Source organism: Streptomyces sp. NBC_00102 (assembly GCF_026343115.1).
GTDB lineage: Bacteria > Actinomycetota > Actinomycetes > Streptomycetales > Streptomycetaceae > Streptomyces.
Genome location: NZ_JAPEMC010000001.1, coordinates 2,245,053 through 2,266,481 on the forward strand (window position 1 = coordinate 2,245,053; position 21,429 = coordinate 2,266,481).

The 21,429-nt window shown below is 70.4% G+C and carries 24 protein-coding genes, 1 tRNA gene and 1 riboswitch; of the genes, 10 read left to right on the forward strand and 15 right to left on the reverse strand.

All coding sequences use genetic code 11. The features are described 5' to 3' along the window. The first annotated feature begins 153 nt into the window (after positions 1 to 153). A complete protein-coding gene (locus tag OHA55_RS09860) occupies positions 154 to 2,670 on the forward strand; it encodes a transglycosylase domain-containing protein (protein WP_266704820.1) in 2,517 nt (838 codons plus the stop codon). 37 nt (positions 2,671 to 2,707) lie between these two features. Here the strand turns inward: OHA55_RS09860 and OHA55_RS09865 are convergent, their stop codons facing one another. From OHA55_RS09865 to OHA55_RS09875, 3 genes are all read right to left on the reverse strand, one after another. Continuing rightward, positions 2,708 to 3,028, reverse strand: coding sequence for a multidrug efflux SMR transporter (locus OHA55_RS09865; protein ID WP_266704822.1), 321 nt, complete (start codon positions 3,026 to 3,028; stop codon positions 2,708 to 2,710). Between the two features lie 38 nt (positions 3,029 to 3,066). Continuing rightward, positions 3,067 to 3,132: riboswitch (guanidine-III (ykkC-III) riboswitch) on the reverse strand. An 83-nt stretch (positions 3,133 to 3,215) separates the two neighbouring features. Further along, the gene (locus OHA55_RS09870; RefSeq protein ID WP_266704824.1) at positions 3,216 to 3,557 is read right to left on the reverse strand and encodes a co-chaperone GroES; all 342 of its coding nucleotides are present in this window, start codon (positions 3,555 to 3,557) and stop codon (positions 3,216 to 3,218) included. A gap of 135 nt (positions 3,558 to 3,692) precedes the next feature. Then, a complete protein-coding gene (locus tag OHA55_RS09875; protein WP_266704826.1) occupies positions 3,693 to 4,031 on the reverse strand; it encodes a DUF3618 domain-containing protein in 339 nt (112 codons plus the stop codon). Positions 4,032 to 4,159: 128 nt separating this feature from the next. On the opposite strand from OHA55_RS09875, the gene bcp reads away from it, so the two are divergent. The 5 genes from bcp to OHA55_RS09900 all read left to right on the forward strand — a co-directional run bounded on the left by bcp (position 4,160) and on the right by OHA55_RS09900 (position 8,077). Then, the gene (bcp, locus tag OHA55_RS09880) at positions 4,160 to 4,627 is read left to right on the forward strand and encodes a thioredoxin-dependent thiol peroxidase (RefSeq protein WP_266704828.1); all 468 of its coding nucleotides are present in this window, start codon (positions 4,160 to 4,162) and stop codon (positions 4,625 to 4,627) included. Positions 4,628 to 4,856: 229 nt separating this feature from the next. Beyond that, positions 4,857 to 6,353 (forward strand): glycine betaine/L-proline transporter ProP, encoded by a 1,497-nt coding sequence (gene proP / locus OHA55_RS09885; RefSeq protein ID WP_266704830.1) that lies wholly within the window; start codon positions 4,857 to 4,859, stop codon positions 6,351 to 6,353. A gap of 173 nt (positions 6,354 to 6,526) precedes the next feature. Then, positions 6,527 to 7,153, forward strand: a complete 627-nt coding sequence (locus OHA55_RS09890; protein WP_266704832.1) for an HNH endonuclease — start codon at positions 6,527 to 6,529, stop codon at positions 7,151 to 7,153. After that, positions 7,150 to 7,989 carry an HNH endonuclease gene (locus tag OHA55_RS09895; protein ID WP_266704834.1) on the forward strand — a complete coding sequence of 280 codons (840 nt, stop codon included), beginning with the start codon at positions 7,150 to 7,152 and terminating at the stop codon, positions 7,987 to 7,989. Before OHA55_RS09890 ends, OHA55_RS09895 begins: the two co-directional genes overlap by 4 nt. A gap of 13 nt (positions 7,990 to 8,002) precedes the next feature. Further along, positions 8,003 to 8,077 (forward strand) — tRNA-Leu (locus OHA55_RS09900). A gap of 53 nt (positions 8,078 to 8,130) precedes the next feature. On the opposite strand, the gene rdgB is transcribed toward OHA55_RS09900, so the two are convergent. The 4 genes from rdgB to OHA55_RS09920 all read right to left on the reverse strand — a co-directional run bounded on the left by rdgB (position 8,131) and on the right by OHA55_RS09920 (position 10,634). After that, a complete protein-coding gene (rdgB, locus tag OHA55_RS09905) occupies positions 8,131 to 8,733 on the reverse strand; it encodes an RdgB/HAM1 family non-canonical purine NTP pyrophosphatase (protein ID WP_266704836.1) in 603 nt (200 codons plus the stop codon). A 61-nt stretch (positions 8,734 to 8,794) separates the two neighbouring features. After that, on the reverse strand, positions 8,795 to 9,187 hold the full coding sequence (locus OHA55_RS09910; protein ID WP_266704838.1) for a hypothetical protein: 393 nt from the start codon (positions 9,185 to 9,187) through the stop codon (positions 8,795 to 8,797). A 170-nt stretch (positions 9,188 to 9,357) separates the two neighbouring features. Continuing rightward, positions 9,358 to 10,095 carry a ribonuclease PH gene (gene rph / locus OHA55_RS09915; protein WP_266704840.1) on the reverse strand — a complete coding sequence of 246 codons (738 nt, stop codon included), beginning with the start codon at positions 10,093 to 10,095 and terminating at the stop codon, positions 9,358 to 9,360. 305 nt (positions 10,096 to 10,400) lie between these two features. Beyond that, positions 10,401 to 10,634: a PTS glucose/sucrose transporter subunit IIB gene (locus OHA55_RS09920; protein WP_266704842.1), complete on the reverse strand. Its 234-nt coding sequence runs from the start codon at positions 10,632 to 10,634 to the stop codon at positions 10,401 to 10,403. A 215-nt stretch (positions 10,635 to 10,849) separates the two neighbouring features. Between OHA55_RS09920 and OHA55_RS09925 the strand changes: the two genes are divergently transcribed. Together OHA55_RS09925 and OHA55_RS09930 are read left to right on the forward strand one after the other, a co-directional pair. Next, positions 10,850 to 12,109 (forward strand): PTS transporter subunit EIIC, encoded by a 1,260-nt coding sequence (locus OHA55_RS09925; protein WP_266704844.1) that lies wholly within the window; start codon positions 10,850 to 10,852, stop codon positions 12,107 to 12,109. Positions 12,110 to 12,248: 139 nt separating this feature from the next. Continuing rightward, entirely contained in the window at positions 12,249 to 13,160 is a 912-nt protein-coding gene (locus tag OHA55_RS09930; RefSeq protein ID WP_266704846.1) for a hypothetical protein, read from the forward strand. Between the two features lie 56 nt (positions 13,161 to 13,216). Here the strand turns inward: OHA55_RS09930 and OHA55_RS09935 are convergent, their stop codons facing one another. Continuing rightward, complete coding sequence (locus OHA55_RS09935; protein WP_266704848.1) at positions 13,217 to 13,969, reverse strand: MBL fold metallo-hydrolase; 753 nt, start codon at positions 13,967 to 13,969, stop codon at positions 13,217 to 13,219. A 238-nt stretch (positions 13,970 to 14,207) separates the two neighbouring features. Between OHA55_RS09935 and OHA55_RS09940 the strand changes: the two genes are divergently transcribed. Further along, a complete protein-coding gene (locus OHA55_RS09940; protein WP_266704850.1) occupies positions 14,208 to 14,720 on the forward strand; it encodes a type II toxin-antitoxin system PemK/MazF family toxin in 513 nt (170 codons plus the stop codon). Between the two features lie 128 nt (positions 14,721 to 14,848). Here the strand turns inward: OHA55_RS09940 and OHA55_RS09945 are convergent, their stop codons facing one another. From OHA55_RS09945 to clpS, 7 genes are all read right to left on the reverse strand, one after another. Next, a complete protein-coding gene (locus OHA55_RS09945; protein ID WP_266704852.1) occupies positions 14,849 to 15,799 on the reverse strand; it encodes a PLP-dependent cysteine synthase family protein in 951 nt (316 codons plus the stop codon). After that, entirely contained in the window at positions 15,799 to 16,077 is a 279-nt protein-coding gene (locus tag OHA55_RS09950) for a MoaD/ThiS family protein (protein WP_266704854.1), read from the reverse strand. Before OHA55_RS09950 ends, OHA55_RS09945 begins: the two co-directional genes overlap by 1 nt. Before the next feature lie 93 nt (positions 16,078 to 16,170). After that, positions 16,171 to 16,299 (reverse strand): putative leader peptide, encoded by a 129-nt coding sequence (locus OHA55_RS09955; RefSeq protein ID WP_266711212.1) that lies wholly within the window; start codon positions 16,297 to 16,299, stop codon positions 16,171 to 16,173. Between the two features lie 239 nt (positions 16,300 to 16,538). Beyond that, complete coding sequence (locus OHA55_RS09960; protein ID WP_266704856.1) at positions 16,539 to 16,961, reverse strand: M67 family metallopeptidase; 423 nt, start codon at positions 16,959 to 16,961, stop codon at positions 16,539 to 16,541. Between the two features lie 199 nt (positions 16,962 to 17,160). Next, complete coding sequence (locus tag OHA55_RS09965; protein ID WP_266704858.1) at positions 17,161 to 18,591, reverse strand: amino acid permease; 1,431 nt, start codon at positions 18,589 to 18,591, stop codon at positions 17,161 to 17,163. A gap of 334 nt (positions 18,592 to 18,925) precedes the next feature. Beyond that, complete coding sequence (locus tag OHA55_RS09970; RefSeq protein ID WP_266704860.1) at positions 18,926 to 19,561, reverse strand: DUF2017 domain-containing protein; 636 nt, start codon at positions 19,559 to 19,561, stop codon at positions 18,926 to 18,928. 55 nt (positions 19,562 to 19,616) lie between these two features. Further along, complete coding sequence (clpS, locus tag OHA55_RS09975; RefSeq protein WP_266704862.1) at positions 19,617 to 19,934, reverse strand: ATP-dependent Clp protease adapter ClpS; 318 nt, start codon at positions 19,932 to 19,934, stop codon at positions 19,617 to 19,619. 79 nt (positions 19,935 to 20,013) lie between these two features. On the opposite strand from clpS, the gene OHA55_RS09980 reads away from it, so the two are divergent. Further along, positions 20,014 to 21,342 (forward strand): nicotinate phosphoribosyltransferase, encoded by a 1,329-nt coding sequence (locus tag OHA55_RS09980; RefSeq protein WP_266704864.1) that lies wholly within the window; start codon positions 20,014 to 20,016, stop codon positions 21,340 to 21,342. Positions 21,343 to 21,429 lie beyond the last annotated feature (87 nt).

The window sequence follows — 21,429 nt, forward strand, 5'->3', positions numbered from 1 at the left end:
CCCAGGTTTGCGGCGCCCGGCGACCTCTTTTCCGGGGGCGCGCGCGGCATTCCGCAGGGCGTACCGGGGCGCAACCAGGTGCGTTCCGAGGGTTATCGGTGCGAAAGGGGCAGTATGAGAGGACTGTCCCGCGGCCGAGGAGTCTTCACCGACATGAGCGACGAGCCAGAGCGCTGGGCCCCCCGGGACTCCTCGGGGGAACCTGCCGGACACGAGGACGCCGCGCCCGCCGGGGAGGAGCACCCGCACGGGACACCGGACGGCAAGACCGCGAAGAAGCGCCCGAAACGCCCCCGGCGCAAGGGATGGCGCCGCCTCGTACCGACCTGGCGCATGGTCCTCGGGGCCGTACTGCTGATCGCCGTGCTTCTCGTGGGCGGCTTCATCGCCGGGTACCAGCTCGTCGACATCCCCGCCGCGAACTCCAGCGCCACCGCCCAGAGCAACGTCTACCTCTACCGCGACGGGGCGGTCATCGCCCGCGACGGCGAGGTCAACCGGGAGAACGTCCAGCTCGCCCAGGTCCCCGTGGACGTGCGGCACGCCGTGCTCGCCGCGGAGGACCGCAACTTCTACTCCGAGCGCGCCGTCGACATCGGCGCCATGCTCCGCGCCGCCTGGAACACCGTCACCGGCAAGGGCAGACAGGGCGGTTCGACCATCACCCAGCAGTACGTCAAGAACTACTACCTCGGCCAGGAGCAGACGGTCGTCCGCAAGGCCAAGGAGTTCTTCATCGCGATCAAGCTGGACCGCGAGCAGACCAAGGACCAGATCTTCGAGGGGTACCTCAACACCAGCTACTTCGGCCGCAACGCCTACGGCATCCAGGCCGCGGCCCAGGCGTACTACGGCAAGGACGTCACCGACGTGGACGTCGCCGAGGGCGCGTACCTCGCCTCGCTCCTCAACGCCCCCAGCGCGTACGACGTCGTCGCCCACCCGGAGAACAAGCCGGCCGTCCTCGCCCGCTGGAACTACGTACTCGACGGCATGGCCAAGGAGGAGTGGCTCGGGGTGTCCGCGCGCGCCGCGCTCACCTTCCCGCCGCCGGACGAGGCGAAGACGTCCACCGGCCTCTCGGGGCAGCGCGGTTACGTCGTCGACGCGGTGAAGGACTACCTCACCGGCCACGGGATCGTCGACGAGGAGACCCTCGCGACCGGCGGGTACCGGATCACCACCACCCTGGAGAAGGAGAAGCAGGACGCCTTCGTGGACGCCGTCGAGGAGAACGTGACCTCCCGCACCGACGACGGCAACAAGGCCGACCGCAACGTCCGCGTCGGCGGCGCCTCCATCGACCCCGCCACCGGCGAGGTCGTCGCCCTGTACGGCGGCATCGACTACACCCGCCAGTACGTCAACAACGCCACCCGCCGCGACTACCAGGTCGGCTCCACCTTCAAACCGTTCGTCTTCACCGCCGCCGTCGCCAACGACTCCACCACCCAGGACGGCCGCCGCATCACCCCGAACACCCGCTACGACGGCACCAACAAGCGTCCTGTACAAGGGAGTCGGGGCGACACCGGGTACGCCCCCGCCAACGAGGACGACCTCAGCTACGGCGACATCACCGTCCGCGCGGCCACCGACAAGTCCGTCAACGCGGTGTACGCGCAGATGGCCGAGGACGTCGGGCCCGAGAAGGTCAAGGAGGCGGCGGTCGACCTCGGCATCCCCGAGAACACCCCCGACCTGACCGCCTCCCCGTCCATCGCGCTCGGCCCGGCCACCGCCAGTGTGCTCGACATGACCGAGGCGTACGCGACCCTCGCCAACCACGGGCGCCGTGGCACGTACACCCTCGTGGAGAAGGTCACCAAGGACGGCCGGACCGTCTCGCTGCCCGGCACCACCACCCGGCAGGCCGTCAGCAGACAGGCCGCCGACACCACCACCGCGATCCTGCGGAGCGTCGTCGAGGGCGGCACCGGAACCGCCGCCCGGGCCGCGGGCCGCCCGGCCGCCGGGAAGACCGGCACCGCCGAGGAGGACAAGGCCGCCTGGTTCGCCGGCTACACCCCGGACCTCGCGACCGTCGTCGCCGTCATGGGCCAGGACCCGGACACCGGGACGCAGGAGTCCTTGTACGGAGCCCTCGGCCAGTCCCGCGTCAACGGCGGCGGCGCCCCGGCCGAGACCTGGGCCGACTACACCGCCGCCGCCCTCGAAGGCTCCGAGGTGCAGGAGTTCGACCTGGATCTCGCGGAGGGCAGCGAGGAACCTCAGGAACCCGAGGACCCCACCGGCGAGGAGACGTCGCCCAACGACCCCGACTCCCCCTCGGACACCCCGAGCGGCGAGATCCCCACCACCCCCGCGGGCACGGCCCCGGCCACCCCCGGCCCGACCGACACCGGCGCGGGCGGCACCACCGGAACGGGCCCCACCGGCGGCAACGCCGCGAACGGCGGCACCGGAACCGGCGGCGGCACTGGAACCGGCGGCGGCACCGGAGACAACGGGGACGGGGGCACCGCGAACGGCGGCACCGCCGGCGACGGCGGCGCGAACGGCGGCAGCACCGACGCGGGCACCACCGGGGACGACGGAGAACCCGGCCCCACCGGGAACAACGGCACCGGCGGCCCCCGGGACGGCGGCTTCGTCGGCGGCGCCCGGGGCCCGGACCGGGGCCCGGAGTTCCGCTACCCCTGGCGGTGAGACCCCGGGGCGGACCACCCCGCAGACCGGAGGCGGCTCAGTGCCCCGAGGTCGCCTTCAGCCCCACCACGGAGACCAGCAGCAGACAGACGAAGAAGATCCGGGCGGCGGTCACCGGCTCGTGCAGCACCACCATCCCCAGCACCGCCGCACCGGCGGCCCCGATCCCCACCCAGACGCCGTACGCCGTACCGATCGGCAACGACTTCGCCGCCTGCGCGAGCAGCAGCATGCTGGCCACGATCCCGAGGACGGTGAACACGCTCGGCCACAGCCGGGTGAACCCCTCCGCGTACTTCATACCGATCGACCAGCCCACTTCGAGCAGACCGGCGATGATCAAGAGAACCCAGGCCACGACGGCCACCTCCGACGACGACACGCGGAACAACACGGACTGCGTCGTCTTTACAAGCCCGGTACGGCGCGTCTCGTCGGGTGATCCCACCGTAGCAACAAACGCGGTGGGGCCCGGTGACCGCGGTCACCGGGCCCCACCGGAGCAAGCGGGCCGGGGGCTACGGATACAGCCCGCAGGCCGGGGGCTACAGATACAGACCCGTCGAATCCACCGAGCCCTCGAACCGGTCCGCCGCCACCGCGTGCAGATCCCGCTCCCGCATCAGTACGTACGCGACGCTCCGCACCTCGACCTCGGCGCGGTCCTCGGGGTCGTACAGCACCCGGTCCCCGGGCTCGACCGACCGCACGTTCTGGCCCACCGCCACCACCCTGGCCCAGGCCAGCCGACGGCCCACCGCCGCCGTCGCGGGAATCAGAATGCCGCCGCCCGACCGGCGCTCGCCCTCCGGCGAGTCGGACCGGACCAGCACACGGTCGTGCAACATGCGGATGGGCAGCTTGTCGTCCTGGGTGTTGTCGCTCACGCCCCGCAACCTACCCGCCGGGCCGCCGCCCGTACGCCGTAGGGGTGTGTCCACCCGCTTCCGCGTCACGCCGCGTATCCTTCCCGCGCCCAGGACGCCCGACCGGGCGCCCCCGCCGCGGGAGCACCGGACCGGCTACTTCCGGCGCCGGCAGTTCCCGTTCCCGCGCCGCGTCGACACGACCAGCAGACCCACCACACCGACCGCGAGCAGCGCCACCGGCACCACCCGCTCCAGCCGGGGCGAGCCGTCCTCCGCCACGAACCGCGCCTTCACGTCCGAGACCGAACGATTCACCGCGACGTACGCGCGGCCCGCCGTGCGGTCCACCTTCTCGGCGACCATGGCCTTCGCGTCACCGATGATCGTCTTCGGGTGCACCCGCACCCCGATCTCGTCGAGGACCACAGCCAGCTGCTCACGCCTGCTGATGATGTCCGCCTCGATCTGCGCAGGGGTCCTCGTATCCGACACTGCGCCGCCTCCGTGGTGGTCGTCCGGTAAACCTTCATCGACAGTCTGTCAGCTCGACCGCCCGCACACCCGGCGGCACCCCTATTACGCTCGGTCGCGTACATCCCACGCGCCACCCGAGGAGAACCATGAGCGAGCGACTCCAGCCCGGCGACACCGCCCCCGCCTTCACCCTTCCGGACGCCGACGGCAAGGACGTGTCGCTCGCGGACCACAAGGGGCGCAAGGTGATCGTCTACTTCTACCCCAAGGCCCTTACCCCCGGTTGCACCAAGCAGGCCTGCGACTTCACCGACAACATCGACCTGCTGGCCGCCGCCGGGTACGACGTCATCGGCGTCTCGCCCGACAAGCCGGAGCAGCTCGCGAAGTTCCGCGAGCAGGAGCACCTCAAGGTCACCCTGGTCGGCGACCCCTCCAAGGAGGTCCTCGCGGCGTACGGCGCGTACGGCGAGAAGCAGTCCTACGGCAAAACGGTGACGGGCGTCATCCGCTCGACCTTCGTCGTCGACGAGGAGGGCCTGATCGAGCACGCCTTCTACAACGTCCGCGCCACCGGCCACGTCGCGAAGATCATCAAGGACCTCAAGATCTGACGCCCGGCCCCCTCGCCCGGTGCGGCCCGCCGCCCGGACACGCCGGCACGGCCGACACGGCCGACACGGCCGACACCTCGCACGAACAGGCGGAAAGCGGCGACGCCAGTCGCGAGGAACCTGTCGTGAAGCTGTGAGGGAACTCGCAATCCTCCCCCGATTCGGTTTGCAACCGCCATGGCCGCACAGAAGCCTCCCCCGGAACACCCTCCGAGGAAAGGATCCGGCCATGGCGGCCACCGAACCCCACCAGGCGGCCGACCCCGACGCGGTCAAGCGCCACCCCACGCTCTTCCGGGCAGTCCGCAAACGCCAGAACCCCAGACTCCGCCGCACCGACATCACGGTCACCGACGACCAGGCCGTCAAGCGCGCGGTGAAGGCGGCCTCCCTCGGCAACGCCATGGAGTGGTTCGACTTCGGCATCTACTCCTACCTCGCCGTCACCCTGGGCCACGTCTTCTTCCCGTCCGGGAACGACACGACCCAGCTGCTCTCCTCCTTCGCCACCTTCGCCGTGGCCTTCCTCGTCCGGCCGCTCGGAGGCATGTTCTTCGGCCCCATGGGCGACCGGATCGGCCGCAAGAAAATCCTCGCCCTGACGATGATCATGATGGCGATCGGCACCTTCGCCATCGGCCTCATCCCCTCGCACGCCACGATCGGCATCTGGGCACCCGCCCTGCTGATCTTCTTCCGGATGCTCCAGGGCTTCTCCACCGGCGGCGAGTACGGCGGCGCCTCCACCTTCATCGCCGAGTACGCCCCCGACAAGCGCCGCGGCTTCTTCGGCAGCTTCCTGGAGTTCGGCACCCTCGCCGGATACGTCGGCGCCGCCGGCCTGGTCACCGCGCTCTACGCGCTCCTCGACACCGGCCAGATGGAGAGCTGGGGCTGGCGCGTCCCCTTCCTCGTCGCCGGCCCCCTCGGCCTGGTCGGCCTCTACCTCCGGCTCCGCCTCGACGAGACCCCCGCCTTCCAGAAGCTGGAGGGCGGCACCGCCCACGCCTCCGAGGCCGCCGACACCGTGGAGACCACCGCCAAGGGCGACCTCGCCAGGATCTTCCGCACCTACTGGCCGACGCTGATCCTCTGCGTCTGCCTGGTCGGCGCCTACAACATCGCCGACTACATGCTGCTCTCGTACATGCCGACGTACCTCTCCGACGAACTCGGCTACAGCGAGACCCACGGCCTGCTGATCCTGCTCGTGGTGATGGTCTTCCTCATGCTGGTCATCAGCCGGGTCGGCAAGCTCTCCGACCGCTTCGGCCGCAAGCCGCTGCTGATGACGGGCATGCTCGGCTTCCTGGTGCTCTCGCTGCCGTCGTTCCTGCTGATCCGACAGGGCAGCATCCCGGCCGTCGTCGTCGGCCTGCTGATGCTCGGCCTCTCGCTGGTCTGCATGCTCGGCACCATGTCCGCCGCGCTCCCGGCCCTCTTCCCCACGAGCGTCCGGTACGGCTCCCTCTCGGTCGGCTACAACCTCTCCGCGTCGATCTTCGGCGGCACGACCCCGCTGGTCGTCACGGCCCTGATCAGCTGGAGCGGCACCAACCTGATGCCCGCGTACTACGCGATGGCCGCCGCCCTGGTCGGCGTGATCTCCGTGGCCTGCATGAAGGAAACCGCCCAGAAGCCCCTCGACGGCTCCCCGCCCTCGGTGGAGACCCAGGAGGAAGCGGCCGAACTCGTCCACGCCCAGTCGCCGGACCCGAAGTTCTGACCCACACCCCCGCACGGAACGCCCGCACGGAACGCCCCGCACCGCTTCCCGGCCCACGTCGAAGCGGTACGGGGCGTTCCACATCTCGCCGCATTCCGGACGTGACGGCCCGCTGAACGGTTCGTTGCTCCATACGGGGTCGCGCACACGCGACCGGACGGGGAGGAAGAGAGTTGGCGGTCCGCTACACCCGCGAGTTGCTCGAAGAGGCAGCGCGCGAGACGACCAACTGCGACGACGCGGTGCGATGGTGCGGTGGCACACCGACGCCGGGGAGCAGGAGCTACCTACGAGCCAGGATGCGCGAGGCCGGAATCGACATCTCCCACTTCGTCGATCCCCGGGTGCGCCACACGGAGGAGATACTGCGTGAGTCGGTCGCCTGTTCCACAAGCGTGGCGGAAGTCGTCCGCCGACTCGGCATCAACCCGGTGGGGGGAAATCAGGCTCACATCGGCCGCCGGATCGCCATCCTCCGCATCGACACATCGCACTTTTCGAGCGTGACTCGAAGCCGGCCGAAGAGCGCCGCGGTAAATGCGCTGACGTTGGGATCCCCGTCGGGCGGCAGAGTTCCTGGCGGGAGGCTGCGCCGTGAACTGCTTCGGAGGGGTATCCCCGAGTCGTGTGCCGTGTGCGGCACCGGCACGGAGTGGAACGGCAAACCGCTGCGACTCGAGGTCGATCACAAGAGTGGGGAATGGTGGGACAACCGCCCGGACAACTTGCGCTTGATCTGCCCGAATTGCCATGCGGTCACGGACACCTACCGTGGGCGAAAGCGGCGGGGTACCGCATGAGCAACCAGGGCAAGTACCCCCGCGACACCCTGCTTCGGGCAGCGGCCACCTCTGCCAGCCTCGTCGACATGCTCGGCAGACTGGGCGCCCCGCTCGGCAGCAGGCCGCTCCGCTACCTGCGCGATCGCCTGACGCACTACGGAATCGACACCTCCCATTTCGTCGAGGCATCCCTGCCGGAACGCAGACCGCGGGCGTACACGAGACAACTCCTCGAGGAAGCCGCGGCCCACTCCCACAACATCCGGGAGGTTCTGGAATACATGGGGATTCCTCCCAGCGACGGCCCCTACGGCTACGTCCGGAAAAAGCTCGACCGCCTGGGGATCGACACCTCGCACTTCACCAAGGCCCGTGGACACCGCACACGTCTCGCGTCCCGCGGCGAACTCGCCTCGGCCGTCGCTGGATCCAAGAGCATGGCCGGGGTACTGAGACTCCTCGGCCACGCGGACAACGGCGCCGTCCGCGCCCGGCTGAAACAGAGCCTCGACGCGTACGGTCTCTCGACTGCCCACTTCACCGGGCAGGGGCACACTCTGGGCACCCGCTCTCCCCGCCGCAGGAGCGCATCCGAAGTTTTGCGACGCAGGGAGTCCGGATCCGCCCGGACCCGCACCTCACTGCTGCGTCGCGCACTCGATGAGATCGGGGTCCCCCGCACGTGTTCCGCGTGCGGCATCGGTGACACCTGGCAGGACAAGCACCTTGCACTGGAGATCGATCACGTCAACGGTGACCGCCTGGACGATCGCCGCGAGAATCTGCGCTACTTGTGTCCGTCTTGTCATAGCCAGACCGAAACTTTCTCCAAGCGGCGAAGGCTCACCCAGTAGAGTATCGACGAGCGGGCCCGTACCCCAGCTGGCAAGAGGGCGCCGGTTTAGGTCCGGTGTGTCGTGGGTTCAAATCCCACCGGGCCCACAGGAGAAATGGGGCTATCACCTTCACATCGAAGGTGGTAGCCCCATTCGACGTCAGCCCACCAGCTCCCGCACCACCGGCGCCAGCGCGCGGAATGCCTTGCCGCGGTGGCTGATGGCGTTCTTCTCCGCCGGGGTGAGCTCCGCGCAGGTACGGGTCTCGCCCTCGGGCTGGAGGATCGGGTCGTAGCCGAAGCCGTACAGGCCGGCCGGGACGCGGCGGAGGGTGCCGGGCATCCGGCCTTCGACGACGCGCTCCGTACCGTCCGGCAGGGCGAGGGCGGCGGCGCAGGCGAAGTGGGCGGCACGGTGCGGGGCGTCGATGTCGCCGAGCTGGGCGAGGAGCAGGTCGAGGTTGGCCTGGTCGTCGCCGTGCTTGCCGGCCCAGCGGGCGGAGAAGATGCCGGGGGCCCCGCCGAGGACGTCGACGCAGAGGCCGGAGTCGTCGGCGATGGCGGGGTGGCCGGTGGCCCGGGCCAGGGCGTGGGCCTTCAGGAGGGCGTTCTCGGCGAAGGTGACGCCGGTTTCCTTGACGTCCGGGATCTCGGGGTACGCGTCCGCGCCGACGAGTTCGTGGCGGAGGCCGGCGTCGGCGAGGATCGCGTGGAGTTCGGTGATTTTCCCGGCGTTGCGGGTGGCGAGGATCAGGCGGGTCATGGATCGATTGTCACTCCCCCGCCGTCACGAAGGAGCCTCGGGCCCTCCTCACCTCACCCGTTCACGGCGAACAGACCTTGCCGACCTCGCCGGCGGCGTCGGTGATCGGGCCGATGTCGGGGGTGGTGTCGCCCGCCTCGATGGAGGCGCGTACCTGGGTCACTCCGGCCTGGAGGTCGTCGACGGCTTTGCCGAGGTCGGCGTTGTCGGTGGTGTCCTTGAGGTTGCCGAGTTCCTGGTCGATCCGGTCGAGGGACTCGGACGCCTGGGTCACGTCGCCGGAGGCGTTGGAGACGGCCTGCTGGAGGTTGCCGACGCTGGTGGCGATGGCGTCGGCGGTGCGGACGCAGTCGAGGGCCTTGTCGACGGCGCCGCATCCGGCCGCCGCGGTCAGGGTCAGTGCTGCGGCGGCGACGGCGAGTGCGGTGCGGTGGTGGCGGCGGCGCAGAGCCATGGTGCGGTCCCTCCCCGGGGTCGTCGCATGGACGGGTGTCACATGGACGGTTCGACGCATGGAACAGGTCGTCACATGGACGGGCGCACGGTTCGACCCGTGCGCCCGTGTCTGTGACGACGCTGTGCGGTGCGTTCTTGGTTGCTTCTTTACCCGGGGGGAGGCGGGTGCTATGCGCCGAGGGTGCGGGCGAGTGCCTCGTTCTGGAGGGCGGCGAGGTCGGCGCAGCCTGCGGTGGCGAGGTCGAGGAGGGCGTTGAGTTCCTTGCGGTCGAAGGGCTCGGCCTCGGCGGTGCCCTGGACCTCGACGAAGCGGCCGTCGCCGGTGCAGACGACGTTCATGTCGGTCTCGGCGCGGACGTCTTCCTCGTAGCGGAGGTCGAGGAGGGGGGTGCCGTCGACGATTCCGACGCTGATGGCGGAGACGGTTCCGGTGAGGGGCTTGCGGCCGGCCTTGACGATCTTCTTGCCCTGGGCCCAGGTGATGGCGTCGGCGAGGGCGACGTAGGCGCCGGTGATGGCGGCGGTGCGGGTGCCTCCGTCGGCCTGGAGGACGTCGCAGTCGAGGACGATGGTGTTCTCGCCGAGGGCCTTGTAGTCGATGACGGCGCGCAGCGAGCGGCCGATCAGGCGGCTGATCTCGTGGGTGCGTCCGCCGATCTTGCCGCGGACGGATTCGCGGTCGCCGCGGGTGTTGGTGGCGCGGGGGAGCATGGAGTACTCGGCGGTGACCCAGCCTTCGCCGCTGCCCTTGCGCCAGCGCGGTACGCCTTCGGTGACGGAGGCGGTGCAGAGGACTTTGGTGTCGCCGAAGGAGACGAGTACGGAGCCTTCGGCGTGCTTGCTCCATCCCCGTTCGATGGTGACGGGGCGGAGCTGGTCGGGGGTGCGGCCGTCGATGCGAGACATGGCGTCGACTTTATCCGTTGGCGGGGGCGGGTCCGTTCGGGTGCGACGGGGTGCCGTTCGGGTGTCGTCGCGGCGTGGCGTACGGAGGGGGGCCGGCGTACGGGCACGGGCGGGGCCGGTGCGCCGCGGGCGGTGGGTGCCGGGTGCGGGTCCGGTCGGGACCCCGCACCCGGCGGGGGTGTCAGGGGCGGTGCGGTGGCAGGGCGGTCAGCCGACGGTCGTTGCCTACGCGCTGCCGTCGGTCGTTGCCGACGCGCCGCTGGCGGTCGTTGCCGACGCGTGCGCGGGAGGGGCCCCTCACGCCGTCACATCATGTCTTCGATGTCGGCCGCGATGGGGTCGGCGTCGGTGCCGATGACGACCTGGATCGCGGTGCCCATCTTGACGACGCCGTGGGCTCCGGCGGCCTTGAGGGCGGCTTCGTCGACCTTGCTGGGGTCGTGGACTTCGGTGCGCAGGCGCGTGATGCAGCCTTCGACCTCGTCGATGTTCTCGATACCGCCGAGCCCGGCGACGATCTTCTCAGCCTTGCTGGCCATGTCCTTCTCCCTGTCGCAGCGTGCGGATCCACCATGAGTCCGCTTTGTCACGCTAACGCACGGTTGGCCCAACTTCACGGGCGCCCGGTCGGACCATCGCCAAGGATGACGCTCACCGGTGCTCCGCCCTCGGGACGGGCTCCGTACCGTCCGCGCATCTGGCCCGAGCCGGCTGCGACGACCGCCGAACGTGACCGTGTTCCGGGAGGATGTCGATGAGTACGACCGCGGCTGCGGGTCCGCAGCCAAAGTGGTGGAACGGCCCGGTTTCGGGTCTGCAGAAGATCGGCCGGAGTCTTCAGCTCCCGGTGGCCGTGCTGCCCGCGGCAGGCTTGCTGGTCAGCCTCGGCAACCTGTTCGACTCGTATCTGCACGGTGCGTTCTGGGACAAGACGTCCAAGGTCCTACTCAACGGCGGTACCGCGATCCTGGACGGCACGGTCGGTCTGCCCCTGCTCTTCTGCATCGGTGTGGCGATCGGCTTCGCGAAGAAATCGGACGGTTCGACGGCGCTGGCCGCGGTGGTCGGCTTCCTGGTCTACCGGGGTGTGCTCTCCGCCTTCCCGGTGGACGACTCGGTGACCGACGCGGTGCCCGACGGTGTTCCGCAGAACCCGGGCGTCCTCGGCGGCATCATCATCGGTCTGCTGACCGCGGTGGTCTGGCAGCGGTACCACCGCACGAAGCTGGTGGACTGGCTCGGGTTCTTCAACGGGCGCCGGCTGGTGCCGATCCTGATGGCGTTCCTCTGCGTGATCCTCGGGGTGCTCTTCGGTCTGCTGTGGCAGCCGGTCGGTGACGCGCTGACCTGGTTCGCCAAGCAGCTGATCGACCTCGGCGCCTGGGGTGCGGCGATCTTCGGTTTCGCCAACCGTCTGCTGATCCCGATCGGCATGCACCAGTTCCTGAACACCTTCTTCTGGTTCCAGGCGGGTGACTTCACGGACGCCGACGGCAACACGGTGCAGGGCGACATCTCCCGGTTCTTCGCGGAGGACCCGTCGGCGGGGCAGTTCACCTCGGGCTTCTTCCCGATCATGATGTTCGGCCTGCCCGCGGCGGCGCTGGCCATCGCGCACACCGCGCGGCCGGAGCGCCGCAAGGAGGTGGGGGGCCTGATGCTTTCGGTGGCCCTGACCTCGTTCGTCACGGGCGTGACGGAGCCGCTGGAGTTCTCGTTCATGTTCGTCGCGCCGCTCCTGTACGGCGTGCACGCGATCCTGACCGGTGTGTCGATGGGTGTCACCTGGGCGTTCGGCGTCCACGCGGGCTTCAGTTTCTCGGCCGGGCTGATCGACCTGGTCGTCAACTGGCATCTGGATACGAAGCCATGGCTACTGATCCCGATCGGGCTCTGCTTCGCGGTGATCTACTACGTGATCTTCCGGTTCGCGATCACCAAGTTCAATCTCCAGACACCCGGGCGGGAGCCCCCGGAGGTGGAGAAGGAGATCGAGCGGGACGTGACGAAGTAGCCGCGTCGGCCGGGGCCGAAAGCCCCCGGCCCCGAGGGCCCCGGACCGTGCGCGGTCCGGGGCCCTCGGTCCGTCTCCGCAGCGCCCCACCGCGTGGGTGTTTCACCCCAATTACCCCTTTGCGCCTTAGGCTCGTTCCATGACTTCACCGACGACGCCCCGCATCCTCGATCTCGACCGTGAGCAGCTCGCCGCCCTGCGCGGGCGGGAGCTGACCGCTTCGGTGGCCGCTGCCGAGGGGCGGACGATGGTGGCGGAGGTGTTCGCGGACCGGGCCGCGCTCTCCGTCCGGCCCGGCGACAACGGGGTGCACAACGCCGAGTTGATGGCGGCCTTCGGTGCGGACATCGTGGTGCTGAATCTGATCGAGCGCGCCTGGGACGGGGAGCGCCTGGTGCTGCCGGGGCTGGGTGTCTTCGCGTCGATCGCCGATCTCGCGGGGTACATCGGCCGTCCGGTCGGGGTCAATCTGGAGCCGGGGGACGTGCCGGAGATCCAGCGGGCGGAGCCGGAGTTCGCGAAGCGGCTGATCGGGATGGGTGCGGCGATGCTCTGTCTGACGGCGAATCCGGGGACGGGTGGTTCCTACGAGGGGCTGGCGCGGGTGACCGGGAAGCTGCGGGACGGGCTCGGCGACGACGTGGCGCTGTGGAGCGGGAAGATGCACCACGCGGGCCGTCCGGAGCGGCTGACGGCGGCTCGGCTGACGGCGCTGGTGGACGCGGGGGCGGACGGGGTGGTGCTGCCGTTGCCGGGGACGATGCCGGGGGTGACGAAGGAGCTGGCGGCCGGTGCGGTGGCGGCGGTGCAGGACGCGGGGGCGGTGGTGATGGGGGCGATCGGTACGAGTCAGGAGGGTGCGCACACGGACGTGGTGCCGCAGTTGGCCCTGAACGCCAAGGAGATCGGGGTCGACGCGCATCACATCGGGGACGCGTTCCTGCCGGGCATGGGCGATCCGGAGCTGTTGTACGCGTACTCCGTGGCGGTCCGGGGACGTCGGCACACCTGGAACCGGATGGCGCTGGGCGGCCGGGGCCGCAGGGCCTGACTCCGGCGGCGGACCGGACCGGCGGGGTGCGGGCGCCGGCCGGCCCGGGTCGCCGCTCAGATCTCGTAGACGGCGCCCGGTACGGCGAGTTCGACGGGGCCCGCGTAGACCTCGCGGGCGTCCTCGATGTTGCGTTCGGCGTCGGTCCACGGCGGGATGTGGGTGAGAACGAGTCGTCCGGCGCGGGCGCGGGCGGCGCATTCCCCTGCTTCGCGACCGTTGAGGTGGAGGTCCGGGATGTCCTCTTTGCCGTGGATGAACGATGCTTCACAGAGGAAGAGGTCGGCGTCCTCGGCGAGTTCGTCCAGGGCCTCGCAGGCACCGGTGTCGCCGGAGTAGGCGAGGGAACGGCCGCCGTGCTCGATCCGGATGCCGAAGGTGTCCACGGGGTGGCAGAGCTTCTCCGTGCGGACGGTGAAGGGGCCGATCTCGAACCAGCCGGACTTGAGCGTGCGGAAGTCGAAGACCTCGCCCATGGCGCGTTCGGAGGGGGTGTCGGCGTGGGCGGTGGTCAGCCGGCGCTCGGTGCCTTCGGGTCCGTACACGGGGAGGGCGGCGGGGCGGGTGCCGTTGTTCGGGTAGTAGCGCACCACGAAGTACGCGCACATGTCGATGCAGTGGTCGGCGTGCAGGTGGCTGAGGAATACGGCGTCGAGGTCGTAGAGACCGACGTGGCGCTGCAGCTCGCCGAGGGCACCGTTGCCCATGTCGAGGAGCAGCCGGAAGCCGTCGGCCTCTACGAGGTAGCTCGAACAGGCCGATCCCGCGGACGGGAAGGAGCCGGAGCAGCCGACGACGGTGAGCTTCATGGAGCGTGAACCTCCGAGACGTGGCGACGGTGCGGCCGGTGGATTCGGGGGGTGCGGTCCGTCGAGCCTAAGGCGCGATTCTCCTGGTCGCTCCTCCGCGGCCTGCCGTTGTGGGGGAACTCACCTGCGCTGTCACCGGTTCGATGGAAGCCGGGGCCGCTTCGGTCGTGCGCGCGTTCGCCGGGGAGGTGATGCGGGGGCACCGCTGTGGCGGTGCGGGCGCCGGTACGGTCGGGGGATGGAAACGTACTGGTGGGTGATTCTGGCCGTACTGGTCGTGCTGGCGCTGGTGGCGTCGGTGGTGGACGGCCGGGGCCGGAGCGGTGCGCGGCGCCGGGGTGGCGAGCGGGGTACGGGGCGCCGTCCGGGCGGCCGGACGAGGCCGCCGGGCAGGGGCGCGAGGGGCGGCCCCTCGGGGCCGGGGCGGGGCGGAGTGGCCGGCCCGGTTCCGGAGCCGGGCGAGATCTGGTGGGCCGAGGTGCCGTACGAGGACGGGCCGGGTTCGAAGGACCGGCCGTGCCTGGTGCTGTCGGTACGCGGGGGCCGCGCGGTGGTCGCGAAGATCACCAGCAAGCATCACGAGGAGCGGCCGGGGGTGATCGCGCTGCCCGCCGGGACGGTGGACGACGCGCGGGGGCGGCGGAGTTATCTGGAGACGGACGAGTTGCGGGAGGTCGCGGTGGACGGCTTCCGACGGCGGGTGGGCAGGGTCGGCCCGGATCTGTGGGGGCGGGTGCGGGGGCTGGGCTGAGGGCTGTCCATATGCTCGTGCGGACCCCCGGCAAGGCGCGGGCACGGGTACTCGTACTGGTACGGAGACGCGGAACGCCGACGCCCCGGAGTGCGGGCGTCGGCGTCGCGGGTACACGGTGCGGGTGGTCAGGCCCAGAGCTGGCCGTGCAGGGTCTCGATGGCGGCTTCCGTGGTCGGGGCCGTGTAGACGCCGGTCGAGAGGTACTTCCAGCCGCCGTCGGCGACGACGAAGACGATGTCGGCGCTCTCCCCCGCCTTGACGGCCTTCTGGCCTACGCCGATGGCCGCGTGGAGGGCGGCACCGGTGGAGACACCGGCGAAGATGCCTTCCTGCTGGAGGAGTTCGCGGGTGCGCGCGACCGCGTCGGCGGAGCCGACCGAGAAGCGGGTGGTCAGCACCGAGGCGTCGTACAGCTCGGGCACGAAGCCCTCGTCGAGGTTGCGGAGCCCGTAGACGATGTCGTCGTAGCGGGGTTCGGCGGCGACGATCTTGACGTCGGGCTTCTGCTCGCGGAGGTACCGGCCGACGCCCATGAGGGTGCCGGTGGTGCCGAGGCCCGCGACGAAGTGGGTGACGGACGGGAGGTCGGCGAGGATCTCGGGTCCGGTGGTGGCGTAGTGGGCGCCCGCGTTGTCCGGGTTGCCGTACTGGTAGAGCATCACCCAGTCCGGGTGTTCGGCGGAGAGCTCCTTGGCGACCCGGACGGCCGTGTTGGAGCCGCCGGCCGCCGGTGAGGAGACGATCTCCGCGCCCCACATGGCGAGCAGGTCGCGGCGCTCCTGGGAGGTGTTCTCCGGCATGACGCAGACGATGCGGTAGCCCTTGAGCTTGGCCGCCATGGCGAGCGAGATGCCGGTGTTGCCGCTGGTGGGCTCCAGGATGGTGCAGCCGGGCCGCAGGCGCCCGTCCTTCTCCGCCTGCTCGACCATGTGGAGCGCGGGGCGGTCCTTGATCGAGCCGGTGGGGTTGCGGTCCTCCAGCTTGGCCCAGATCCGGACGTCGTCGGAGGGCGAGAGCCTCGGCAGCCGGACCAGCGGGGTGTTGCCCACGGCCGCCAGCGGGGAGTCGTACCGCATCAGCGCATGCCACCGGCGACGGCCGGGAGGATGGTGACGTTGTCGCCGTCGCTGAGCTTGGTCGCGATGCCGTCGAGGAAGCGGACGTCCTCGTCGTTGAGGTAGACGTTCACGAACCGGCGGAGCTGCTCGCCGTCGACGATGCGCTCACGGATGCCCTTGTGCCGGCTCTCCAGGTCCTGGAAGAGGTCGGCGAGAGTCTCACCGCTGCCTTCGACCGCCTTGGCGCCGTCGGTGTAGGTGCGAAGGATGGTCGGGATGCGGACCTCGATGGCCATGGCGTGGGCTCCTGTCGGAAGCGGGGTGGCGTGGCGCGCGTTTCAGCACCCGCGCGGGTGGTGGTGCGTGTGGTGGGGCGCTCGGGCCGGTACTCAGGCCGCGGGCCCGGTGGGCAGGCTGCGACCGGGACAGATCGCACTGGAAAGCCTGCACAGGTCGACGTGCAGCCGCGCGACGAGCGGGGTGCCCGGCGTCATTTCGCTCACGTCATGAGAAACCATGCGGTCATCGTATCGATTCCCGTTCGGGAAACCCGAGTGTGATCTCACATCGCGGAACAGAACCGTTCGCCATGCGGACTTCGGACCCTCGCCGGGTCCCGCGGACCCGCGCGGGGCCTCCGCATGCCCCCGTCGGCGGCCCGGACGCACGGAGACGGCGGGACCACCGGGGTCCCGCCGCCCGTGCGTTCCGGTGCGGCGCCTGCGCACCGGCTCCGGAACCGCGTCCGGAGGCCGTCTCAGGAGGAGGCGACGATCTCCACGTCCTCCTCGGTGATCACACCGTCCACGATGCGGTACGAGCGGAACTGGAACGGGCCCGCTTCGTCGGTGTCGGCGGTGGAGACGAGGACGTAGTGCGCTTCCGGCTCGTTGGCGTAGGTCACGTCGGTGCGCGAGGGGTAGGCCTCGGTCGCGGTGTGCGAGTGGTAGACGACGACCGGCTCCTCGTCGCGGTCGTCCATCTCGCGGTAGAGCTTGAGGAGATCGCCCGAGTCGAACTCGTAGAACGTGGGCGAGCGGGCGGCGTTGAGCATCGGGATGAAGCGCTCGGCGCGGCCCGTGCCGGCCGGTCCCGCGACCACGCCGCACGCCTCGTCGGGGTGGTCGGCGCGGGCGTGGGCGACGATCTGGTCGTACAGGGCCTGGGTGAGGGTCAGCATGGCGCCCAGGATAGGCAAGCGGGTCCCGGCCCGACGAGGTGCGGTGGGCCGGGACCCGGCCGGCCGCCGGGGCCGTTGGGGCGGCCGGGCGGTCCGTGGGAGAGAGGGTCGAAGGTGCGGCGGGAGCGCTGGGCGCCGCGCACGGTGGGGTGTTGGGCACCGGGACGGAGCATCCGGCGCGGGGTCGTGGGGCCCGGGGTCAGCGCTTGGCGAAGGCCGCGTTCTGCGGGTCGCGCGCCCTGAGCACCAGGTACGAGACGCCGAGCAGCAGCGCCCAGAACGGTGCGCAGTAGAGCGAGATCCGGGCGTCCTTGTCGACGGCCATCATCACGACGACCATGCCGATGAAGGCGAGCGCGAAGACACTGGCGTACGGGGAGCCGGGGGCCCGGAACGTGGAGTGCGGGAGTTCACCCCGGTCGGCGCGGGCGCGGTAGCGCAGCTGGCAGACGAGGATCATGATCCAGGCCCACATGCCGGAGATGGTGGCGAAGGAGACGACGTAGGTGAACGCCTGCCCGGGCCATTGGTAGTTGATCCAGACGCCGGCCATCATGAGGGCGGCCGAGAAGGTGGTGCCGACGAGCGGGGTGCCGCTGCGGGTGAGCCGGGTGAAGGCGCGGGGGCCCTGGCCGTTGAGGGCGAGGTCGCGGAGCATGCGGCCGGTGGAGTACATACCGGAGTTGCAGGAGGACAGCGCGGCGGTGAGGACGACGAAGTTGACGATCCCGGCGCCGATGCCGAGGCCCATCTTCTCGAAGGCGGCGACGAACGGGGAAACAGCGGGCTGGAATTCGGACCACGGCACCACCGACAGGATCATGATGAGCGCGCCGACGTAGAAGACGGCGATGCGCCAGGGCACGGTGTTGATCGCCTTGGGCAGGACGGTCTTCGGGTCCTTGGACTCCCCCGCGGTGACGCCGACCAACTCGACGGCCAGGAAGGCGAACATGACGATCTGCAGGGTCATCAGTGTGCCGCTGATGCCGTGCGGGAAGAAGCCGCCTTCGGACCAGAGGTGGGTGACCGAGGCGGTGTCTCCCGCGTCGGAGAAGCCCAGGGTGAGAATTCCGGCGCAGATGAGGATCATGCCGACGATGGCGGTCACCTTGACCATCGAGAACCAGAATTCGAGCTCGCCGAAGACCTTCACGGAGATGAGGTTGACGGCGTAGAGGACGAGGGTGAAGAAGAGTGCGGAGACCCACTGCGGAATGTCGAACCAGTACGTCATGTACTGCGCCCCGGCGGTCACTTCGGTGATTCCGGTGACGACCCAGAAGAGCCAGTAGGTCCAGCCGGTGACGAACCCGGCGAAGGGGCCCACGAATTCGCGCGCGTACTCGGAGAAGGAGCCCGACACGGGCCGGTACATGAGGAGTTCGCCGAGGGCACGCATGATGAAGAAGATGACCAGGCCCGCGACCGCGTAGGCGAGGATCAGGCTGGGCCCGGCCTTGGCGATGGCCCGGCCCGCGCCGAGGAAGAGCCCGGTGCCGATGGCTCCGCCGATGGCGATCATCTGGATCTGGCGGGCGCCCAGGCCTCGCTGGTACCCCTCGCCGCTCCCGTGGGCGTCCGTGGCGTCCCGCTCGGGCTGCCCGCTGTCGACCTCTGCGGATGTCATGGTGCTGCGCCTTTCTCCACGACGGACCGCGACCGTGTGGGGCCGCGGACCGTGTCCTGTTCCCCCCCGGAAATGGATGGAGTGCCGCCGGCGGTCGGCCGGCGGACAGCGCCTCCGGGAACAGGGATGGCGCCCCCGGCGGTCGTGAAGATTTATCACGGCCATGTCGGGACACCCTCGGACATTCTGTGGCGCAGACCACAGGAAAAAGCGGACAAGTGTTTCCGGCCACTGCAAAAGCGGCCGTCCGGGTGACGTGATCGTTATGCGGATTTGAGGGTCGCCTGAGCCGTCGGCCGTGCGGTGCGGGGCCGCCCGGGCGTACCGGCAGGGGTCAGGGCATCAGCGCTTCGAGGAGCGTTTCCTGGAGGGCGCCGAGCCAGAGGTAGGCGAGCACCATCGGCTTGCGGGGGTCGCTGTCGGGGAGCCGGTAGAGGGAGCCCTCCTGGCCCTGGTCCTCGTCGCTGACCTCCAGCCGGGTACCGATGGTCAGGCGCAGGTCGTTGAGGGTGCCGAGCCACTGGCGGGCCTGGTCGGCGGTGAGTCGGAGCTCGCCGCCGCCTTCGCCTTCTTCCTCGTCACCGCCGCCCTCACCGGAAACGTCGGAGGCGCCGGAGGCGCCGGAGGCGCCGGAGGCGAGGGAGCGGACGACGGCGAGGGCGTCCTCGCGCTTGCGGGCGCGCAGGTCGATCTCGGTGAAGCGGCGGAACTCCGAGGACGCCTCGCGCAGTTCCTTGTCGTCGTCGCCGTACGCGTCGGGGAAGAGGCGGGCGAGGGCGGGGTCCGAGGGGGGCTCGCTGGGGCCTTCGGCGAAGAGCGCGGCGAGCGGGTCCGATCCCTCGGCGGCGTCGTCCCCGGGCCCGACGAGTTCGAGGAGCTGTACGGCGAGGGAGCGCAGGATGGAGATCTCCACCTCGTCGAGCGCGACGGCCGCGCCGCCGTCGGGGGTGGCCTCGAAGTGGCCGGCCATGGGGTCTCCGATGGTGGTGGGGCGGAAGGTCGGGGGCGGTTCGGGGACGAACGCTCTAGTTGCGGTCCTGGGTGAGCGTGGCCCAGAGGCCGTAGCCGTGCATGGCCTGGACGTCCCGCTCCATCTCCTCGCGGCTTCCGCTGGAGACGACGGCGCGGCCCTTGTGGTGCACGTCGAGCATGAGTTTGTGGGCCTTGTCCTTGGAGTAGCCGAAGTACGCCTGGAAGACGTACGTCACGTAGCTCATGAGGTTGACGGGGTCGTTGTGCACCAGCGTCACCCAGGGGACGTCGGGCTCGGGGACGGCGAAGGTCTCTTCGGCCGACTCGGGACGTTCGATTTCTACGGGGGAAGCGACGCTCACCCCTCCCATGCTGCCACTCGACGGGGCACCGCGCACAAACCGACCCACATTTCGTCACTTTGACGAGATGTGGAGTAGCATCCCTGCCATGAACTCAGCGGACCTGGGGCGACGGGTCGGTGTGCCGTCGACCGCACTCTTCACCGACCAGTACGAACTCACGATGGTGCAGGCGGCCCTCAAGGCGGGCACGGCCGACCGCCGCTCCGTCTTCGAGGCGTTCACCCGGCGACTGCCCGAGGGGCGGCGCTACGGCGTCCTCGCGGGGACCGGACGGGTGCTGGATGCCGTGGAGAACTTCCACTTCGACGACGAGATGATCGCCTTCCTGCGCCAGCAGGAGATCGTGGACGAGCCGACCCTCGAATGGCTGGCGGGCTTCCGCTTCAGCGGTGACATCTGGGGCTATCCGGAGGGCGAGGTCTACTTCCCCGGTTCGCCGGTGCTCCGGGTGGAGGGCTCCTTCGCCGAGTGCGTGCTGCTGGAGACGGTGGTGCTGTCGATCCTCAACCACGACTCGGCCATCGCCGCCGCCGCGTCCCGGATGTCGGCGGCCGCCGGCGGCCGCAACCTCATCGAGATGGGCGCGCGCCGCACGCACGAGCTGGCGGCGGTCGCGTCCGCCCGCTCCGCGTACGTGGGCGGCTTCCACACCACCTCCGACCTGGCGGCGGGCTTCCGCTGGGGCATCCCGACCGTGGGCACCAGCGCGCACGCCTTCACCCTGCTCCACGACACCGAGCGGGACGCCTTCCGGGCGCAGGTGGATTCGCTGGGCCGGGGCACCACGCTGCTGGTGGACACCTACGACGTCGCCGAGGCGGTCCGGGCGGCCGTGGAGATCGCCGGGCCCGAGCTGGGGGCCGTGCGCATCGACTCCGGCGACCTGCTGCTGGTCGCGCACCGGGTGCGGCAGCAGCTGGACGAACTGGGTGCGACGGAGACCAAGATCGTGGTCACCTCGGACCTGGACGAGTACGCCATCGCCTCGCTGGCCGCCGCTCCGGTGGACGCGTACGGGGTGGGTACCCAGCTGGTCACCGGGAGTGGCAGTCCGACCTGCTCGATGGTCTACAAGCTGGTGGCGCGGGCCGGCTCCGCCGATCCGGCCGACCCGCTGCTGCCGGTGGCGAAGAAGTCGCTGGGTGCCAAGTCGTCGGTGGGCGGGCGCAAGTGGGCGGCCCGCCGGCTGGACGCGCGGGGCATCGCGGAGGCCGAGGTGATCGGTACCGGTCCCGTACCGGCGGAGCTGGCCGGTACGCAGCTCCTGGTGGAGCTGGTGCGCGGGGGCGAGGTGGTGGCCCGGGAGTCGCTGGACGCGGCGCGCGAGCGGCACATCGCGGCGCGCGAGGCGCTCCCGATGTCGGCGCTGCAGCTGTCCCGGGGCGAGCCGGTGCTGCCGACCGAGTACGTCTGAGGGCGGGCCGGCCGGCCGGTCCGTACCGGAGGGCACCAACGCCTCCCGGGCCCGCGCCCGATTGCCTAGGCTCGGTGCTCGGACCCA

Coding starts and splice junctions, on each gene's coding strand:
- OHA55_RS09860 (WP_266704820.1), top strand. CDS start 154: ATGAGCGACGAGCCAGAGCGCTGGGCCCCCCGGGACTCCTCGGGGGAA.
- bcp (WP_266704828.1), top strand. CDS start 4,160: ATGAGCGAGCGACTCCAGCCCGGCGACACCGCCCCCGCCTTCACCCTT.
- proP (WP_266704830.1), top strand. CDS start 4,857: ATGGCGGCCACCGAACCCCACCAGGCGGCCGACCCCGACGCGGTCAAG.
- OHA55_RS09895 (WP_266704834.1), top strand. CDS start 7,150: ATGAGCAACCAGGGCAAGTACCCCCGCGACACCCTGCTTCGGGCAGCG.
- rdgB (WP_266704836.1), bottom strand. CDS start 8,733: ATGACCCGCCTGATCCTCGCCACCCGCAACGCCGGGAAAATCACCGAA.
- OHA55_RS09910 (WP_266704838.1), bottom strand. CDS start 9,187: ATGGCTCTGCGCCGCCGCCACCACCGCACCGCACTCGCCGTCGCCGCC.
- rph (WP_266704840.1), bottom strand. CDS start 10,095: ATGTCTCGCATCGACGGCCGCACCCCCGACCAGCTCCGCCCCGTCACC.
- OHA55_RS09920 (WP_266704842.1), bottom strand. CDS start 10,634: ATGGCCAGCAAGGCTGAGAAGATCGTCGCCGGGCTCGGCGGTATCGAG.
- OHA55_RS09925 (WP_266704844.1), top strand. CDS start 10,850: ATGAGTACGACCGCGGCTGCGGGTCCGCAGCCAAAGTGGTGGAACGGC.
- OHA55_RS09930 (WP_266704846.1), top strand. CDS start 12,249: ATGACTTCACCGACGACGCCCCGCATCCTCGATCTCGACCGTGAGCAG.
- OHA55_RS09935 (WP_266704848.1), bottom strand. CDS start 13,969: ATGAAGCTCACCGTCGTCGGCTGCTCCGGCTCCTTCCCGTCCGCGGGA.
- OHA55_RS09940 (WP_266704850.1), top strand. CDS start 14,208: ATGGAAACGTACTGGTGGGTGATTCTGGCCGTACTGGTCGTGCTGGCG.
- OHA55_RS09945 (WP_266704852.1), bottom strand. CDS start 15,799: ATGCGGTACGACTCCCCGCTGGCGGCCGTGGGCAACACCCCGCTGGTC.
- OHA55_RS09950 (WP_266704854.1), bottom strand. CDS start 16,077: ATGGCCATCGAGGTCCGCATCCCGACCATCCTTCGCACCTACACCGAC.
- OHA55_RS09955 (WP_266711212.1), bottom strand. CDS start 16,299: ATGGTTTCTCATGACGTGAGCGAAATGACGCCGGGCACCCCGCTCGTC.
- OHA55_RS09960 (WP_266704856.1), bottom strand. CDS start 16,961: ATGCTGACCCTCACCCAGGCCCTGTACGACCAGATCGTCGCCCACGCC.
- OHA55_RS09965 (WP_266704858.1), bottom strand. CDS start 18,591: ATGACATCCGCAGAGGTCGACAGCGGGCAGCCCGAGCGGGACGCCACG.
- OHA55_RS09970 (WP_266704860.1), bottom strand. CDS start 19,561: ATGGCCGGCCACTTCGAGGCCACCCCCGACGGCGGCGCGGCCGTCGCG.
- clpS (WP_266704862.1), bottom strand. CDS start 19,934: ATGGGAGGGGTGAGCGTCGCTTCCCCCGTAGAAATCGAACGTCCCGAG.
- OHA55_RS09980 (WP_266704864.1), top strand. CDS start 20,014: ATGAACTCAGCGGACCTGGGGCGACGGGTCGGTGTGCCGTCGACCGCA.